The following is a 16,299-nucleotide window of genomic DNA, read 5'->3' on the forward strand; positions in this document are numbered from 1 at the left end:
GCGAGGGGCGCCGGGCCGCGCAACCAGCCCGGCCCTACCTAGCCCTTCGCCGCCCGCCTCGCCTTCAAGAAGCCGTCCTGCGCCTCGGAGAGCAGCTCCTCGTGCGCCGTGAATACCTCGTCGTTGGAGGCAAGAGACGCACCGGGCACCGTGGGTGACACGAACGTGGGCAGGCTCACCCCGCGGTCAGCCAGCTTCTGCGCGGTACGGGCGATGAGCTCCTGCATGACGGCGGTGGCCACGATGGTCGAACTGCCGCCCACCGGGCGGTCCCAGCCGTCCACCTTCACGATGGCGTCCTCCACCGGCGAGCAGGTGTCCACGGTCACGTGCGCGATCTCGCCAATGCGCAGACCGCTGCTGTGGCTGGCGGGCCGGTCCAGGTTCACCTTCGAGGTCACGGCAATCACGAAGAGCCCACGCTCCTTGGCGTAGAGGGCTGCCTCCACCGGGGCGGCGTTGCGGCCACCGTGAGAGAACACGACCAGCACGTCGCCCTTACGCAGGGCCTCGTGCGAGAGGTACTGCTGGACGTAGCCCTCCTCGCGCTCGAGCCACAAGAGCTCGCGCACGCCGCCAGGGCCCATGACGTTGTGCCACATCAAGCGCGGGTCGTTGAGGGGGTGGAGGCCCACGAAGCTGCCGTAGCGCGGGAAGGCATCCAGCGTCGGAATGACGGAGTGGCCGCTGCCGAAGAGGTGGACCAACTGCCGCTTCTCGAGGGCGTCGGCCATTGCCGCTGCGGCCGCGTCGAGCGCGCCGTCTTGCGACGCCTCTACCTGCTCGATCATCTTGACGAGTCCTGCCAGGAACTTGCTGCTCATGTGATTCTTCCTTCCTGCGTAGACCGCGTGACGGTCCCGCCCTTCAGAACCCAGTGGATCTTGTACCTGTCGCCGCGCATGAGCGACGTCGTGAACTCGATGGGGACCCCGGCCGTGTCCATGGCGACGCGCTCCACGCGGAAGGCGCAGACGCCCTTGTCGACCTGCAAGATGCCGGCGTCCTCGGCGGGCACCTTGCTCACCCAGAACGTCTCGCGCGCCTCCGCCACCACCACGCCGAAGCGTTGCTCGAGGAGTTCGTAGAGCGACCTGTCGGCGAGGTCGACCGCGGCGAGGTCGGGGAACCGCGCGGCCGGCAGCCGCGTGTGCTGCAGGCCGATCGGGCGACCGTCGCCCGTGCGGAGGCGTTTGATGCGCACGACCCGCGAGCCTACCGGTAGCTCGAGGCGGTCCCGCTCGGTCTGGTCGGCCTCGGCCACCTTCAACTCGAGCAGGGTGGCGCCAGGACGAAGACTCAGCGCGCGCATCTCCTCGCTGAAAGACTTCAGGCCCCTCTCCCCGGCGGTGAGCAACGGCGCCGTCACGAACGTGCCCAGCCCGGCGCGGCGCACGAGGTAGCCGCCCTCGACCAGGTTCCTGATGGCCTGCCGCGCGGTCACGCGGCTCACCTGGTAGGCGTCGCAGAGCTCCTGCTCGGTGGGGATGCGCGACTCCGCCGGCCACTCGCCGGAGAGGATCCTCGCCCTCAGCAGCACCTCGAGCTGGTGATAGAGCGGCTCCGGCCGCTCGCGGTCGATGCGGGTCATGCCAACGCCCCCCTCGCCTCATGGAAGTTGCGCCTCATCCGGAGGCCTCCGCCTCACGGCCCATGCACGTCATTCGAGGGCCCCTCGCCTCACTGTCTGCTCGCGTCATACGAACGCCCCCCTGCCCTCGCGCCCCAAGACTGCGGCGCCCACGGCGCCCGCCTGCCACCCGAGCGCGGCCGGCCTGATGGGCACGCGCCTGCCCGAGGGCGAGGCGCGCTGCTGCAACGCCTCGTTAACTGCGCCCTCGAAGAGGTCGAACTCGGCGCTCAACCCGCCGCTTACCAAGACGACCTCGGGGTCGAACACTGAAACGAGGGTGGCCAGCCCGACGCCCAAGCGCCTACCCATGCCAAGAACGACGCCCAGCGCCCGCTCGTCGCCCTCGCGGGCTGCCGCAACCAGCGCGCGCGTGTCCAGGCCCAAATCGCCGGCGGCCGCGTCCAGCGCCGAGCCCGATGCTTGGAGCTCTAGCTGGCCGTGCTCTGGGTGCGTGGGATCGTCCAGCGACATGTTCACCCAACCGAACGACCCGGCCGAACCGCTGGCGCCGCGGAAGACGCGGCCGCCTATCAGCAGGCCCCCGCCGATCCCGGTGCCGAGGCTGACGAGGAGCGCGACCTTGGCCTCCTTGGCCGCCCCGAAGCGCGCCTCGCCCAGGAGTGCGGCGTGGGCGTCGTTGGAGAAGAAGACGGGGGCGCGGCAGACGGCGGAGAGTTCGGCCGCCACGTCCTCGTCCGTGAGGAAGGGCAGCTTGGGCACCCAGCCGACGTGCTGGTCGAACGCCACGCCCGGGAAGCCGACGCCGACCCCCACGGCGGTGTACGGGGCCACGAGCCCCGCTATCGTCTCGACGAACTTCGCGAAGCCCTGCGGGGTGTCGGCACGGGCCACGACCTTGGGCTCGGCCTCGTCCCAGACGGCCAAACGTATGTTGGTGCCGCCGACGTCGAGCCCCAGGTAGGTGTTCATCCCTTGGACCCCGTGTGCGCGATGCCGGCTATGAAGTAGCGCTGCAAGAACACGAACAGCAAGACGTTGGGCAGCACGCTGATGACGGCACCGGCCATGACCACGTTCTGGAACTTGATGGCGGACGTGTAAGACACGAGCCGGTTGAGGGCCAGCACGACCGTCTGCTGGTCGGGGCTCTGAAGCACCGTGAGGGGCCAGAGGAACGAGTTCCAGTGGAACGTGAACGCGAACACCACCAGCGCGGCTATGGCCGGACCAAGGAGCGGGAACACGATGCGCCAGAGGTTCGTCCACTCAGAAGCGCCGTCTAGTCGCGCCGACTCGAGCAGCTCGTCCGGGATCCCGGCTATGAACTGGCGCATGAGGAAGATCCCGAAGGCGTTGGCGATGTTGGGGAGCATGACGCCGGCGAGGGTATCGACCAACCCGAGCGACTGCACGATCTTGTAGAGCGGCACGAGCATGACGATGGGCGGCAGGAACATGGTCGAGAGGACGAGCGCGAACAGTTCGTTGCGGCCGCGGAAGCGGAGCTTGGCGAAGACGTAGCCGGCCATGATGCTCGTGATCAGGATGCCCAGGGTGGAGCCTCCGGCGATCACGAACGAGTTAAGGAAAGAGCGCGCGAACGGGACCGTGCTGAAGGCGCGGGCGTAAGCGGAGAAGTCGATGCTGCTCGGCAACCACACGGGCGGCAGCGCCTGGAGTTCTTGCGGGGTCTTGAAGCTCGACGCCACCATCCAGAAGAGCGGGAAGAGCATGAGGACGACTATCAGCGCGTACACGAGGTACTGCACCGCCATCAGCAGCCGGCGCTGCATGCGCCTGCTCGCCGGCGACGGGCCGGGTCCTCGCGGGCGACCAGCGGCTAGCGGCCGGGCTGCCACTCAGGACTCCCCGGTGGGGTCGCGCAGCAGCCGCATGACGGCCGCGACGGCCACGACCAGGACCAGGAACAAGACGAAGGCCATGCTGCTGGCCTTGCCGGCCAGGCCGAACTCGAAGGCGTTCTTGTACACCTGGTACGAGAGGACGGTGGTGGCGCTGGCGGGGCCGCCCTGGGTGAGGACGTAGACGGGGTCGAAGACCTGCACGCTGTTGATCATCGCGATGATCACGACGAACAGCAGCGTGCGCCGCAGCAGCGGCAGGGTGATGCGCCACGTCTGCTGCCAGCCGTTCGCGCCGTCGATGACGGCGGCCTCGAAGTAGACGGCCGGGATCTGCGTGAGGCCGGCCACCATGAGCACCGTGTAGTAGCCGAGGGTCTGCCAGACGTTGAATATGACGAGCGAGATCATGGCCTGGTCCACCGAGCCGAGCCAGGCCCTGGGCGGGATGCCGAACCAGCCGAGGACCTGGTTGAGGGGGCCGTACAGGGGCGCGTAGAGGTAACCCCAGATGATGGCCACGGCGATGGTGGGGATCATGTACGGCAGGAACACGACGGCGCGGAGCGTCGACTTGCCCCTAATCAACCCGCGGTAGAGAAGCTGCCCGACGAAGAACGCCAGCGGCAAGATAAGGGCGATGGAAAGGCCGGAATAGGCGAGCGTGTTCCACAGGCCGCGGATGAAGGTGCGGTCGTCCAGGAGGCCGCGGTAGTTGGCGAGGCCGACGTAATCCATCTGAGATAGCGGCGTGTACATTGACCAGGTGTGCAGGCTGATCCAGGCCGTGAGCAAGATAGGTAAGAGCACGAACAGCACCAACAGTCCCACTCCCGGGCTGAGGAGGATGAGGGGCCATGGGGTGGTGCGGCGGCGGGTCAACGTGTGCCTCTCGAGAGGTCGAGCGCCCAGCCGGGCGCGGGGCCTGGCTGGGCGCTGAAACTGCGGTCAGTAGTTGCGTTCGAGGATCTCGTCGATCTCCTTGTTCGCGTTCTTGGTCATGTCGGCCACGCTCGACTGGCCGAACTCCACGCGCTCGAGCCACTGCTGGAGGGCGTTGGAGATCTCTTCCCCGCCCAGGATGGTGGGGAACGGGATGGCGTTGCCGAGTTGCGAGACGTAACCCTGGAGGAACGGCGAGCTGAGCTCGTCGCTATGGGCAACGACGTCGCTGTTGCGGCTGGGGATGATGCCCATGCTCGAGAGGATGTCGCCCATTGCCGAGGAGCCGTTCTCGCCGCTCGTGGGGCCGTCGAGCCACTCGAGGAACGCCCAGGCAGCGGCGCGCTGCTCGGCGCTGGCGTGGCTGTTGACCATCGTCAGCCAGGCGTAAGACACGGGGTGCGGCTCGGTGCCGTTGGGGCCGACGGGGATGGGGGCGGTGGCGATGTCGTCGAAGGCGTCGCCCATCGAATCGCGCAGCGCGCTCTGCCACCAGTTGGCCATGACGATCATGGCGGTCTGGCCGTTGGCGAAGTTCTGCAGGTAGGGGCCGGTGGTGCTGGCGTTGGCGGTGCCCATGGCGGGGTCGGTGACCTTGTCGTCGAAGATCAGCTGGTGGTACAGCTCGGTGACGGCCTCGGTGGCGGGCGCGTCGAGCGTGGCGGTGGTGCCGTCCAAGAACTTGCCGCCGTTGGAGTAAACGAACGACAGCCACGGGTGCACGACGCCGGCCGGCCACGAGTTGATGAGGCCGAAGCCCTGCTGCACGATGGTGTTGCCCTGGCGCTTGGTGAGCTTCTTGGCGTCGGCGATCAGCTCTTCCCAGGTGGTGGGCGGCCCGTCGATCCCCGCCTCGGCGAAGAGGCGCTTGTTGTAGTTGAGCGCGTAGAGGTTCACCTCGTTCGGGTAGCCGTACACCGTGCCGTCCGACGAGACGCTCCCCACGAGACCGGCGGGCCAGTTGGCGAGCACGTCCGCCGAGTAGGCGTCTGGTGCGGCGTCGGCAATCCCGCTCTTGACGAGTTCCGGCAGCCACAGTTCGTAGATGCCCGTGATGGTCGGGCCGTTGGGGCTGGTGGCCTGCGAGCGCAACGTACTCAGGAGGTTGCCGAACGGCACGGCGCGAACCTCGATCTTCACGCCCGGGTTGGCCGCCTCGTACTTGTCGATGGCGGCGCTGAGGAGGTCGACGGTCTCCGGTGGCCAGTGCGTGAGGTAGCTGATGGTGACCTGCGCGTAGGCGGCGCCCAGCGCCAGTACCGCGGCGCTAACCACAACGCGTGCGAGGGACGAGAGCTTGCTTCTCATGATGCGTCCTCCTCCTGTTACTAGCTGTCCGGGAAGTAGATTATAATGTTATAACAAAGTTGTAAAGTGCCGAGGCGTCTAGACGAGCCCGCCCAACGGGAGCGTCACGAGTTCCTAATCGCTCTTAGACCGGAAGAGGTATGGTCTACGAGTAGTCAACATGCTTCAGGGTTACGGGAGCGTGCGGAGGAGAAGGGGAGTGGGCTGCGCAATGAATGCGGAGCCCTGTCGGGGATGGATGACCAGGTAGAACTCAATCTGAATGATCTTTTCCAGCTGCTGCGTCGTGGGTTGGTTTTCGCCCTAGCGGTAGCCGCAGGAGCCGGCCTCCTCACCTACTTCCTGAGTAAGCGCATGACGCCCGAGTACAACTCGACTACCACGCTGCTTGCCAGCCGGCCCAGCAGCAACGCTCAGTCCAACTTCGGAGTTTCCCTGGTCACGGCCCCGGTCGTAGACACGAGTGCCTACCAGGCTGCGGCAAAGAGCTACCCCGTGCTTGTCGAGGCCCTGAATGTACTGGGGGAGAACGATCCCGACGCCAAGACAGTTGCGGCTTTCGCGAAGCTAGTAAGCGTGAGGCTGGAGGCGGCTCAACAGTCAAGCCTGATCCGATTGACCGTGCGAGACGCCGACCCACAGTGGGCCGCAAGGGCTGCTAACGCTCTTGCCGCTGGACTATTACATTGGGACACCACGCGGGCCAAGCAGAATCTGCAGGTGATCGTGCACACTCTGGAAACGCAAGTACAGGCGTTCGACACGGAGATTGCCGGACTCGAGAGTGCGCCCGACGGTGGTACGGCCGCAACCAGCCAGTTGGAAGGCTTGCGGACTTTGCGCGCTGACCGAGCAATGCAACTCAACGCAGTGCGCGCCCTGAGTGCGTCTGCGGTCGGACTGCTGGAAGTACTCGAACCCGCTCGGCCAGCGCTAGAGCCGTCGAGGCCGCGGCCGATGCGTAACGCCGCACTTGCCTTCGCGCTCGGGCTCTTTCTCGTTTACGCGCTGCTCTTGCTGCGCGACTCCCTCGACATGCGGTTCCGTGGGGCGGACGACGTGCTCAGTTCCACCGGCTTCCCCGTCCTAGGCGAGTTCCCTCGTCTACCACCCGGCTCCGTCCACTTGCCGCACGAGGCCACCGGCTACCTGCGAACTAACATCATGTTCGCTACCGCACAGAACCTTCCTAAGGTGATCCTCGTGACGAGCGCCCAACCCACCGAGGGCAAGACTTCCGTGGCCATCGGCCTGGCGGAGAGTTTCGCCCGGAACGATTACCGAACCGTCTTGATAGATGCCGACATGCGCAGGCCGGCAGCATCTGAGCGGCTCGGGCTAACACGCATAACCACTAGCCCGAACGCCACCCTGAGGGCGTACCTGGAGAAACCGAGCCTGGCCGAGACGCCTACCAGTACCGTGGTGGACGGCCTGCTTCTCGAGGTTATCCCCACCTTCGAGCCGGCGCCCTCGCCCACGGAGTTACTGTCGCGCTCGTTCGCTTCGGTGCTGCACAGGCTGAAGGACGACTACGACGTGATCGTCATCGACTCTCCTCCTGCGCTGCCGGTGGCCGACGCCATGACCATCGCTCCCCACGCCACTGGGGTCGTCCTTGCCGTAAGCCTGCCAACGGCTGACAGGCGAGCGGTTAAGGCTACACTCGACCTCCTCGAGCGAATCAACGTGCGCATTCTCGGCATGGCCCTCACCAACGTCGAACCCAGTCGTTCACTCGGCGGCACCCGGGGTTATGGCTACGGCTACGGTTATGGCTATGGGCCCGTCGAGGTGCCGCAAGCTAATAGAAACGAACCGGTGCGCACCCGGCGTCTCCCCAACAGGGCAGCGGCCGACGACTAGTCCAAGGCCTCCACTGAGCTTGGCGGCGTTAGCCTAATATCAAAGCAGCGACAGCATCCTGCTGAACCGAGGAGCTGCCAACGTCCAGGTGTCCGAGTCCTCTTGAGCTCCGCAGCATCTTCGCAGCACGTTGAATCTCCGGCCACTCAACTAATTCTCTAAGCTCGCGAACTGACGGGTGTCGACGCTGAGGGTTCCACGGCGACTTCGAACCCCCTCAACTCATACCCCTCCACCAGATCATTCCACCCCAACCGCGGCGCACTCCGCACCTCGAGCGGCAACCTCAACAGCTTCTGCAAGAAGATGTCGCTCTCCTGCATGGCGATGAACGACCCGGGGCAACGGTGACCACCGTCGCCGAAGCTGAGCCCCGACGCCTGCACGCCGCGCGGCAGATCGCGCTGCGGGCACAGCGCCAGCGGCGCCTCCCCCATCACGTCTGCGTCGGCGTTGGCGGCGCGGATGTCCAGGTTCAGCAGCGCGCCCGCGGGAACGTGGTGGGTAACGCCGGCGTCCTCGATCACCATGTCGGCAGTGGCGCGGCGGTAGAGCCGCCCCACCACCGGCTCGAGCCTGAGGATCTCGTGGAGTATGCCGTAGCGTTCCTTCTCATCCCCGGCCAGGTACTCGCTGCGCAGCTCCTCGCGCTCGAGCAGGTGCCAAGCGGCCATCGAGATGTACTCGCGGGTGGTGACCATGCCGGCGGCGCCGTAGGTAACGCACTCGATGAGGATCTCCACGTTCTTGCGGCCACCCTCCAGCAGGTGGCTGATGACGTCACCCTGCGGCGCGCGGCGGCGAGCGGCGATGGCGGGGCGCACGTCGCTCAGATAGAAGTTGAGCAGGTTCGCCTGGCTCTTCAGCCCCGCCACAATGCGCCGCACCCGCGACGCACCTTCAAGGCGGTCCATCGACAGGAGCGCCTCGAGGCGGCGGTCCATGCCGGGTCGGCGGGAGTCGGTGAGGCCAACTACGCGCGCCGCCACGTTGACGGCGAGCCGCAGCGTCAACTCACCCAGGTCGCCGTGCCCATCTTCTACTAGCTTGGCGATGACCTCGTCGCTGTACTCCTCCATCAGGTCCCGGTACTCGTCGCTGACGATCGTGGGCGTGAAGAAGCGGGCGATGGCAACGCGCTGCTCCTTGTGCTCGGCGCCGTCCTGGAACAGCACCGGCTGCCTGAGGCCGGTGCTGGCCACCATGTCTGAGTTGAAGCCGGCTTGGCGGGTGGCCTCGGAGTTGCGCAGCACCTGGCGCACGGCGCCGTAGGAGCGGACGTGCCAGACATCGCCGTCTTGTTCTATGGCCGGCGCGTTCGGGTCCTCGCCGCGGCCGCTCTTGCGGTGGTCGGTGCCGTGCGGGTAGGGGCAACGGCCGGCAGCTGGACCGTTCTCTTGTGGTGCCCTTGGCGCGCGGGCCGGCGCGGTGCCTAACGTGGGGTGCTCGATCATGGTGTTCCTCTCGCCGCGCCGCGGGTACGAGACGCCAGGCGCAGACCTGCTATGCCCTAATGATACAGTGTGGCTCATAAGAGATTGTGAGGCTCATAACCTCCAGGGAGGCGCGGAGTGGTAACGCGAACACAACCGACACCACCACCTGACGAGGGCGAGGACCTGAGGGTAAGGCGCACGCGCCGCCTGCTCGCCGACGCCCTCGTAGCCTTGACGCTCGAACGCCCGTTCGAGGAGATCACCATCCGCGAGCTCACCGACCGCGCCGCCGTCGGTTACGCCACCTTCTTCCGCCACTACAAGAGCAAGGACGAGCTGCTGAGGAGCATGCTGCAAGACGTGCTCGCCGAGCTCCTCGACCTGCTCGGGCCAGCAGCCAGCGTTGCCCCGCGCGACGCCGGGACCCAGCTGTTCCACCACGCCGCGCGCCACGCAAACCTCTACCGCCTGCTGTTCCGCGGCGGCCACTCGAGCAACCTGCTGCAAGAAGCCGAGCGCGTGGGAGTGAGCGGCGTGTACGAGACGTTCGAGGCCAAGCCCGGCAGCCGTGTGTCCCTGGAGGTGGCCGCGCAACACCTCGTCGGGTCGCTCATGCGCTTGCTGGCGTGGTGGCTGGACAACGACCAGCCTTACTCGCCGGAGAGGATGGGTGAGATCTACCAGGACCTCATCCTGGGTCCGCTCGAGGAGACGGCGGTTAGACGGCGTGGGGTGGACGGGATATGACCGCGCGGTGCGAGGCCAAGATGTTCAAGTTCTCGCGGTGATACCGGGGCCGCCTTGCGCCCCAGTCAGCGGAAGGACGCTGCGTTAGCGGGATGACCATCACGGCCAGGGTCACTGCGGAATGAAGAATGCCCCGCCACGACACGCAGAATGCGCAGTAGATCGGGCGCGCCGCCAAGGCCGCCCGGCTTCGTAGCGACGACAAGGCGCGGATACTTGGGGCACTCGGTTTCGAGCAGCGGCACGCCGGAGATCGCCTCACTACCAGACGTGCGCAAGGCCCCGCAGGCCAACCCTCTCAGCACCGCCTCTGCCGTACTTCCGCCCGTCAACACCAGGCCCGCCAAGTTCGGGGGAACCGCTGCAACTACCAGCCCAGCGACGTACTCCGCAACCTTCTTTGAGGCCCTTCGCCCTGGGCGCCTCTCCACGAACTTCGGCGCGGCATCCAGACCGCTGTCGGCATGCGTCGGGATGGTCGAGATCACGACCGCCGGCGACAGCGCCAACGCATCGGCAAGCCGGTCCCGGTAGTAATCGAAGCGGCTTTCCCTCGCGCTGCGGCCACCCATGGTGTCGACGAACAAGTGCGCCACACCGTTGTCCTTGAGATGGCGGACCTGTTCGACGGTCACGGAGTTATAGGAGCCCGCAACCACCAGGACCGGCCCCGACTCCAGGCTCGAGAGGTAGCCGGCCAGCGCATCGGCCAAGCCATAGCTGCCGATCCACAGCCGCATCCCCGCTTCCGCCGCATCTCGCACGATGAGGTCGCCGGGGCTTGGGAAAGCGGAGACCGTCGTCACTAGCCTTCTGGCTTCCACCAACGCCTTCCAATCCGCGGACCCAAGGGCCTGCGGTTGTGAAACGTGGTTCTCGGGCGCGCCGAGGACTCCGGGCCAGCGCTGGTACTCGTCGGCGGCGAAGCCTTGGAGGATGAGCAGGCCGCCCTGGGTCTCTAGGGCTGGCGCCAGGAACGCATCCGGAGAGCCCCTCAGGCGAGAGTCGATCTTCAAGATGATGTGATCCGGCGCCCAATGCGCCAACCGGCGCAGGCCCTGTCGGACCCGTTGCTCGTTGAGAGCCGAACCCAGGTTGCGGGAGGCGAGGTTCAGGGCCCAGACGGCACAGCCAGCGTCAGGTTGGTTGGACTCGAGATCGGTGATCGTAACGGGCGCCCCGAAGCGCGCGAACTCACCCGCCATCATCGCGGCCCCGGTCAGGTCATCAGCGAGAATGCCTACCCGATACGTCATTCCGCCTTGCTTCTACTTCCACCCTTTGCGGCGAGCTCGGCAGCCAGGAGGAACGCCCGCCGGAACAGGTCGTGGTTTGCGGCGCCCTTCCAAGCTATGTCGTAAGCGGTTCCGTGCCCACAAGTCGTGCGGATGATGGGGATGCCGGCGATGAGTGTGACGTAGCCGTACCTCTTCAGGGGAATCACGCCCTGGTCGTGGTACATGCCGAGCACCACGTCGTACTGCCCTTTCTCCGCCTCCCAGAAGAGCGTGTCCGCTGGGCGAGGGTCCGTGATCTTCACGCCCGTTTGGCGGAGTTCTTCGATGGCCGGTTGTATCTCCCTGATCTCCTCGTCGCCGAACAGGCCGCCGTCACCGGCGTGAGGATTGAGCCCCGCAACGCCTACGGAGGGAGCATCGATGCCGAAGCGGTCGTGGAGCGTTGCCACCGCCTGGTGAGCGATGCGTCTCACGCGTTCCTTGGTGATGTTGTCGATGGCGTTTCGAAGCGACATGTGGCTCGTGACGAGCGAAACGCGCATGTCTCCGCCGATGAGCATGGTGTGGTACTGGCCCTTCGGGGTGCCGACACCCTCGGCGAACATCTCCGTTTGGCCCGGGTACAGATAGCCGGCCGCGTGCAAGGCCACCTTGTTCACGGGCGCGGAGGCGATGGCGTCGGCCCGCCCGGCCATCACGATCTCGATGGAGCGGTGGATCGCCTGCGCGCTCAGTTGCCCCGCGGCCGCCGTTGGCGCTCCAGCGTCCATCACCGCCTCGTCGAGCCCCAACCCCAGGTCGATCACGGGCAAGGCCGAGTCTGCCAAGGCGTCGGCTTCCTCTGGGGCGCTGATCTCTACGACCTGGACCGCTAGGCCCAGAAGACCGACGGCCCGGCGCATGGTCGAGGCGTCGCCGATGACGATCGGCGTCGCCCTTGCCCTCACCTCCGCGTCCATGAAGGTCTTGGCGATGATCTCCGGACCGACCCCGGCAGGATCGCCTTGCGTGATCACGACTCGTGGTTTAGCCACGCCGGTGCGCTTTCGAGGTGCCTAGCTTCCCGGGGTTCATCTTGTTCATAGGATCGAGTGCCTCCTTGATTCTATTGAACAGGAGGAAGGTGCTCCCCATCTCTTCCTTTATGAACTCGTTGCGTACGAGCCCTACCCCGTGGTGGTGGCTGATCGTCCCGTTGAGCCTTAGCGTTTCGCGCAGGGCGGTGTCCCAGGCGCGGGAGTATGCAAGCCGCGTCGCTTCCGGATCTTCACCCTCGATGAAGAAGATGAAGTAGATGGACCCCCCAGTCGAGTAGAAGTGCGAGAAGTGGCTCATCACCTTCGCGGTGAGCGGCTGCATCGCTTCGGTGACGCCCTCGAAGAGCGGGATGAGGTCGGTCCACGGCGCAGCGACCTCTATGGCATCGGCCATGCGGTTGTCGTCGGCGTTGCCGGCATCTAGCCACTCGGCGTTGAAGCGGTGTTGCTCCCACGCTTCGCCGATCTCCGTCCCGAGGAGCTCCCCGCCCCAGTGGCCAACGAGGTCTGCGAAGACCCGCTGCTCGGCCTCTGCCATGACGGTCGTGCCTTCGTGACCCACGATCAAGAGCGGCAGCGCGCTCTGCACGTTCACCCTGTCGTACAACCCTTGCGCTTCGACCGGGTCATAGAGCCGCAGTACCGCCGGCACTACTTGCTTCTTGAAGGCGTCTCGTACGGCCCCCAGCCCTGCAGCGAGCGAAGGAACCGAGTACCCCAGTAACGTGCGCGTTTCCGGGCACGCGAAGACCTTGACGGTCACCGTCGTGATTACGCCGAGGGTCCCCTCGGCCCCGACGAACAGGTCGATGAGTTTGGGTCCGGTCGCGGTCCGCGGGTGGGGCCGGAACGTGACCAGGTCTCCGGTCGGGAGGACCACGTTCAAGGCGACGAGCAAGTCTTCGATGCCGCCGTACTTGCTGGAGAAGGTGCCCGTCGAGCGGGTGGCTACCAGTCCGCCCATCGACGCCAGGTAGAGCGACTGAGGGTAATGCCCGAGGGTGTGACCACGCTCGCCCAACCACGCCTCGAGGTCGCCGGCCTTCACGCCCGCCTCGACTCTGACCGTCCCGTTGTCCGGGTCGAAGTGCAGGATCTTCGACATGGCCTTGAGGTCGACTACGACGGCCTCGTTGGTGGGGACCGCTGCGCCAGTGACCCCGGACCCGGCGCCATAAGGAACCAAGGAGCAGTCGAGGTCTTGGACGGCGCGCACGATCCTGACCACGGCGTCGGTCGACTGCGGCCGAACGACGCATGCAGGCACGTGCCGCTCGAGTTCTTCCGCCGTCCACTTGGCAGTCAGCGGCCATGAGTCTCTCGCATGCGCAACGAGGTCGGCCTGATCCGTTGAGATTTGAACGTCGGGTACGGTCGCCCGGAGTCTTGCTACTGCACCTTGCATTGAGTCCTCCTAGGACAGGCCAGCGATGCGGGGAAGCCAGGTCACGAGCCCGGGAATCAGGATCAACAGGACCGTCACCCCGATGAGCACGGCCAGCCACGGCCAGATGATCCGTGAAAATCTTGCGATGGAGATGTTCCGGATGCGGCACAGCGTGAACATCACTATCCCCAGCGGCGGCGTGATGGTGCCGATCGACATGAGCACGGCCAGGATGACGCCGAAATGGATCGGGTCGATTCCGACCAACTTGAGAGCGGGCATCACGACGGGGATGGTCATCGTGACGATCGCGATGGCCTCGATGAATAGGCCGAGCACCAGGTACAAGAACCCCAGTAGAAGCAGGATCACCACGGGGTTCTGGGTAAGGCCCAGCAGACCCTCGATGGTTGCCTGGGGCGCTTGCTGGAACGACATCATCCAGGCGAAGCCCGAGGCAACGCCGATGATGAGCAAGATGCCGGCCGACTCGACCATCGACTCCGTGATGGCCTGCCACAACGACCGGAGGTTGAGCTCGCGGTAGATGAACAGCCCCAGGACGATGCTATAGGCGGCGGCCACGGCCCCGGATTCGGTGACGGTGAACGCCCCGGAAAGGATGCCGAGCACGATGATGGCCGGGGTGAGCAGCGCGAAGCCGGCCCTAACTATCGCAAGGAGTAGGGCGCGGGCCGAGAAGGCGGTGCTTTCCGGAACTGGGCTAACGCGCGAGATGACCGCGACGGTGCCCATGAGCGCGAGCGCCATGAGCGTCCCGGGGATGATGCCGCCGATGAAGAGGGCGCCGATGGGCACGCCCGCCGCTATGCCGTACACGATCATGATGACGCTCGGGGGAATGATCGGGCCGATGGTGGCCGATGCCGCGGTCACCCCGACCGAGAAGTCCTCCGTGTAACCGGCCTTGCGCATCGTCTCGATCTCCACGGCGCCGAGCCCGCCTGCATCGGCGACAGCGGATCCGGAGATGCCCGCGAACAGGAACGACGCCGCGACGTTCGCGTGCGCCATCCCTCCCCGGATGTGGCCCACCGATGCGTTGCCGAGGCGGAAGATCCGCTCGGTTGCTCCACCTAAGTTCATAAGTTTGCCGGTAAGGATAAAGAACGGCAGCGCGAGGAGCGTGAACGAATCTACGCCCTTCGCGACCATCTGGATGAACGTTTCGATAGGGATCTGCTCGATGGCGAAGAAGCCGATGGTGGTTGCCGCCAACGCTATTGCGACGGGGACGCCCAACAGCATGAGCGTGATGACGGCGCCTACGGTTAGAAGAAGCATGGTTAGCGCCCTATTCCCGTGGCCTTGGCTGCAAGGCCGTGCGAGCATGGGTCACGGCGTTCAAGAGCGAGAACACGGTCAACAACAGGCCTCCGACGGGAACGGGAAGATAGATGAGGTTCCGCGGATAGCCGAGGCTCGTGGACGTGTCGCCCGCCGTGAACTGGAACAGCTTCCAACCGTAAACGACCAAGACGATGCCCACGGCCGCCAGCAAAGCGTTGATTACCACCTTCGCGGCCGCATGCATGCGGAAAGGGAGACGTTCGAGCACGATGTCTACCGCCATGAACTCCTCCTTCAGGGCGGCCGCGCCGATGGCGATGAAGGTCGCCCAGACGAGCAGCAAACGGGCCACCTCCTCCGTCCACGAGGTGGGGTTGTTGAGCACGTAGCGCGTGAAGACTTGCCCGATGGCAAGCACGAGGATTGCAGCGAACAGAACTCCCGCAAGGGCTTCGAATACTTGGACAGCCCGCTGGCGGGGGTTCTTCCGTGGCTTCTGCATTCCAGCTCCATGGGGCAAAGGGGAAGAGGACGGAGCCTCTCCCCCTCAGAAACGATCAGTTCTGGCCGGCGTCGCGGATTCGTTCGTACAGGTCTTGTCCCCACACGTCCATGCTGCTCTCGAACACCGGTTCCACCGACTTCTGGAATGCCGCCACGTCGGTATCGACGAAGATGATGCCTTCGGCTTCCAGCTGGCTCCTCAGCTCGCTTTCGCCGCCCAGTACCAGCTCGGTGTTGTACTCGCCGGCCTCCATGGCCGCGTCCCTCACGACCTGTTGCAGGTCCTCGGGAAGGGACTGGAGGAAGCGATCGTTCACCAGCATCACGTTGGTGTAGAAGTAGTGCTGCGTCAGGTCGATGTACTTGCCCAGCTTGTAGAAGCCGCCGTTGATCATCCAGTCGAGCGGCAGCTCCACCGCGTCGACGACGCCGGTCTGCATGCCCGAGTAGGCGTCAGGAAAGCCGAGGGGCACCGGGCTCGCGCCCATGGCACGCCACAGGTCGATGTAGAGCGGAACGCCGGCCGTCACGCGGATCTTCACGCCGGCGAACTCCGCGGGAGTCGTGACGGGCTTCTTGGTGATGGTCTGCCTGGTGCCTTGTTGCCAGTTCGCGGCGATTACGCTGGCGCCGGTGGCCTTGCGGTACTCTTCCCAGAGTTCCTGGCCTATGGGCCCGGTAGTGACGTCAACCATGTGCTGGCGACTGTTCCACAGGTAGTACATGTTGAAGATGTCCAGCTTGCGGAGCTTCGCCCCCATGACGGGCGTGCCGATGTTCGCCATCTGGATCGTTCCCAAGGCGACCTGATCCTGCAGCTCGACTTCGCCCCCGAGTTGACCGCCGGGAAAGACCTGGACGCTGATGCGGCCATTCGAGCGCTCCTCGACGAGTTCCTTGAACTTCATCGCGGCTTTCGTTACCGGGTGGCCGGCTTCCGCTATCAGGCCGAGGCGGACGTTGTAATCGGCGGCGAAGGCCGCGGTCGTTCCGAGTAGAACCAAGAGAAGCACGAACTTGAGCAGTCTCACTTAGAGTTCCTTTCCAAGCGTGAGGCGAGTTGCGTC

General features: G+C 65.5%; 15 protein-coding genes. 2 read left to right on the forward strand and 13 right to left on the reverse strand.

Features of this window, described 5'->3' with window-relative positions; all coding sequences use genetic code 11:
- Positions 1 to 38: 38 nt before the first annotated feature.
- From ROY82_12385 to ROY82_12410, 6 genes are all read right to left on the reverse strand, one after another.
- Positions 39 to 824 (reverse strand): sugar isomerase domain-containing protein, encoded by a 786-nt coding sequence (locus ROY82_12385; protein ID MDT3683257.1) that lies wholly within the window; start codon positions 822 to 824, stop codon positions 39 to 41.
- Positions 821 to 1,591, reverse strand: coding sequence for a GntR family transcriptional regulator (locus ROY82_12390; protein ID MDT3683258.1), 771 nt, complete (start codon positions 1,589 to 1,591; stop codon positions 821 to 823). The genes ROY82_12385 and ROY82_12390 overlap by 4 nt, the downstream gene beginning before the upstream one ends.
- Positions 1,592 to 1,696: 105 nt before the next feature.
- Positions 1,697 to 2,563, reverse strand: coding sequence for an ROK family protein (locus tag ROY82_12395; GenBank protein ID MDT3683259.1), 867 nt, complete (start codon positions 2,561 to 2,563; stop codon positions 1,697 to 1,699).
- The gene (locus tag ROY82_12400) at positions 2,560 to 3,387 is read right to left on the reverse strand and encodes a carbohydrate ABC transporter permease (protein MDT3683260.1); all 828 of its coding nucleotides are present in this window, start codon (positions 3,385 to 3,387) and stop codon (positions 2,560 to 2,562) included. The genes ROY82_12395 and ROY82_12400 overlap by 4 nt, the downstream gene beginning before the upstream one ends.
- 66 nt (positions 3,388 to 3,453) lie before the next feature.
- Positions 3,454 to 4,338: a sugar ABC transporter permease gene (locus tag ROY82_12405; GenBank protein MDT3683261.1), complete on the reverse strand. Its 885-nt coding sequence runs from the start codon at positions 4,336 to 4,338 to the stop codon at positions 3,454 to 3,456.
- A 66-nt stretch (positions 4,339 to 4,404) separates the two neighbouring features.
- Positions 4,405 to 5,706: an extracellular solute-binding protein gene (locus ROY82_12410; protein MDT3683262.1), complete on the reverse strand. Its 1,302-nt coding sequence runs from the start codon at positions 5,704 to 5,706 to the stop codon at positions 4,405 to 4,407.
- 234 nt (positions 5,707 to 5,940) lie between these two features.
- On the opposite strand from ROY82_12410, the gene ROY82_12415 reads away from it, so the two are divergent.
- Entirely contained in the window at positions 5,941 to 7,572 is a 1,632-nt protein-coding gene (locus ROY82_12415) for a polysaccharide biosynthesis tyrosine autokinase (GenBank protein MDT3683263.1), read from the forward strand.
- 158 nt (positions 7,573 to 7,730) lie between these two features.
- On the opposite strand, the gene ROY82_12420 is transcribed toward ROY82_12415, so the two are convergent.
- Entirely contained in the window at positions 7,731 to 9,026 is a 1,296-nt protein-coding gene (locus ROY82_12420; GenBank protein ID MDT3683264.1) for a cytochrome P450, read from the reverse strand.
- A 117-nt stretch (positions 9,027 to 9,143) separates the two neighbouring features.
- On the opposite strand from ROY82_12420, the gene ROY82_12425 reads away from it, so the two are divergent.
- Positions 9,144 to 9,755, forward strand: coding sequence for a TetR/AcrR family transcriptional regulator (locus ROY82_12425; protein MDT3683265.1), 612 nt, complete (start codon positions 9,144 to 9,146; stop codon positions 9,753 to 9,755).
- A 65-nt stretch (positions 9,756 to 9,820) separates the two neighbouring features.
- Here the strand turns inward: ROY82_12425 and ROY82_12430 are convergent, their stop codons facing one another.
- The 6 genes from ROY82_12430 to ROY82_12455 all read right to left on the reverse strand — a co-directional run bounded on the left by ROY82_12430 (position 9,821) and on the right by ROY82_12455 (position 16,263).
- Complete coding sequence (locus ROY82_12430; protein ID MDT3683266.1) at positions 9,821 to 11,011, reverse strand: nucleotide-binding domain containing protein; 1,191 nt, start codon at positions 11,009 to 11,011, stop codon at positions 9,821 to 9,823.
- Positions 11,008 to 12,027 (reverse strand): 4-hydroxythreonine-4-phosphate dehydrogenase PdxA, encoded by a 1,020-nt coding sequence (gene pdxA / locus ROY82_12435; protein ID MDT3683267.1) that lies wholly within the window; start codon positions 12,025 to 12,027, stop codon positions 11,008 to 11,010. Before pdxA ends, ROY82_12430 begins: the two co-directional genes overlap by 4 nt.
- Complete coding sequence (locus tag ROY82_12440) at positions 12,020 to 13,297, reverse strand: FAD-binding oxidoreductase (protein ID MDT3683268.1); 1,278 nt, start codon at positions 13,295 to 13,297, stop codon at positions 12,020 to 12,022. Before ROY82_12440 ends, pdxA begins: the two co-directional genes overlap by 8 nt.
- 147 nt (positions 13,298 to 13,444) lie before the next feature.
- On the reverse strand, positions 13,445 to 14,722 hold the full coding sequence (locus ROY82_12445; GenBank protein MDT3683269.1) for a TRAP transporter large permease: 1,278 nt from the start codon (positions 14,720 to 14,722) through the stop codon (positions 13,445 to 13,447).
- A gap of 10 nt (positions 14,723 to 14,732) precedes the next feature.
- The gene (locus tag ROY82_12450) at positions 14,733 to 15,230 is read right to left on the reverse strand and encodes a TRAP transporter small permease (GenBank protein MDT3683270.1); all 498 of its coding nucleotides are present in this window, start codon (positions 15,228 to 15,230) and stop codon (positions 14,733 to 14,735) included.
- 55 nt (positions 15,231 to 15,285) lie between these two features.
- Entirely contained in the window at positions 15,286 to 16,263 is a 978-nt protein-coding gene (locus ROY82_12455; protein MDT3683271.1) for a TRAP transporter substrate-binding protein, read from the reverse strand.
- Positions 16,264 to 16,299 lie beyond the last annotated feature (36 nt).

The organism is Truepera sp. (assembly GCA_032027045.1).
Classification (GTDB): domain Bacteria; phylum Deinococcota; class Deinococci; order Deinococcales; family Trueperaceae; genus JAAYYF01.

Coding starts and splice junctions, on each gene's coding strand:
- ROY82_12395 (MDT3683259.1), bottom strand. CDS start 2,563: ATGAACACCTACCTGGGGCTCGACGTCGGCGGCACCAACATACGTTTG.
- ROY82_12385 (MDT3683257.1), bottom strand. CDS start 824: ATGAGCAGCAAGTTCCTGGCAGGACTCGTCAAGATGATCGAGCAGGTA.
- ROY82_12420 (MDT3683264.1), bottom strand. CDS start 9,026: ATGATCGAGCACCCCACGTTAGGCACCGCGCCGGCCCGCGCGCCAAGG.
- ROY82_12400 (MDT3683260.1), bottom strand. CDS start 3,387: ATGCAGCGCCGGCTGCTGATGGCGGTGCAGTACCTCGTGTACGCGCTG.
- ROY82_12410 (MDT3683262.1), bottom strand. CDS start 5,706: ATGAGAAGCAAGCTCTCGTCCCTCGCACGCGTTGTGGTTAGCGCCGCG.
- ROY82_12390 (MDT3683258.1), bottom strand. CDS start 1,591: ATGACCCGCATCGACCGCGAGCGGCCGGAGCCGCTCTATCACCAGCTC.
- ROY82_12430 (MDT3683266.1), bottom strand. CDS start 11,011: ATGACGTATCGGGTAGGCATTCTCGCTGATGACCTGACCGGGGCCGCG.
- ROY82_12445 (MDT3683269.1), bottom strand. CDS start 14,722: ATGCTTCTTCTAACCGTAGGCGCCGTCATCACGCTCATGCTGTTGGGC.
- ROY82_12450 (MDT3683270.1), bottom strand. CDS start 15,230: ATGCAGAAGCCACGGAAGAACCCCCGCCAGCGGGCTGTCCAAGTATTC.
- ROY82_12415 (MDT3683263.1), top strand. CDS start 5,941: ATGGATGACCAGGTAGAACTCAATCTGAATGATCTTTTCCAGCTGCTG.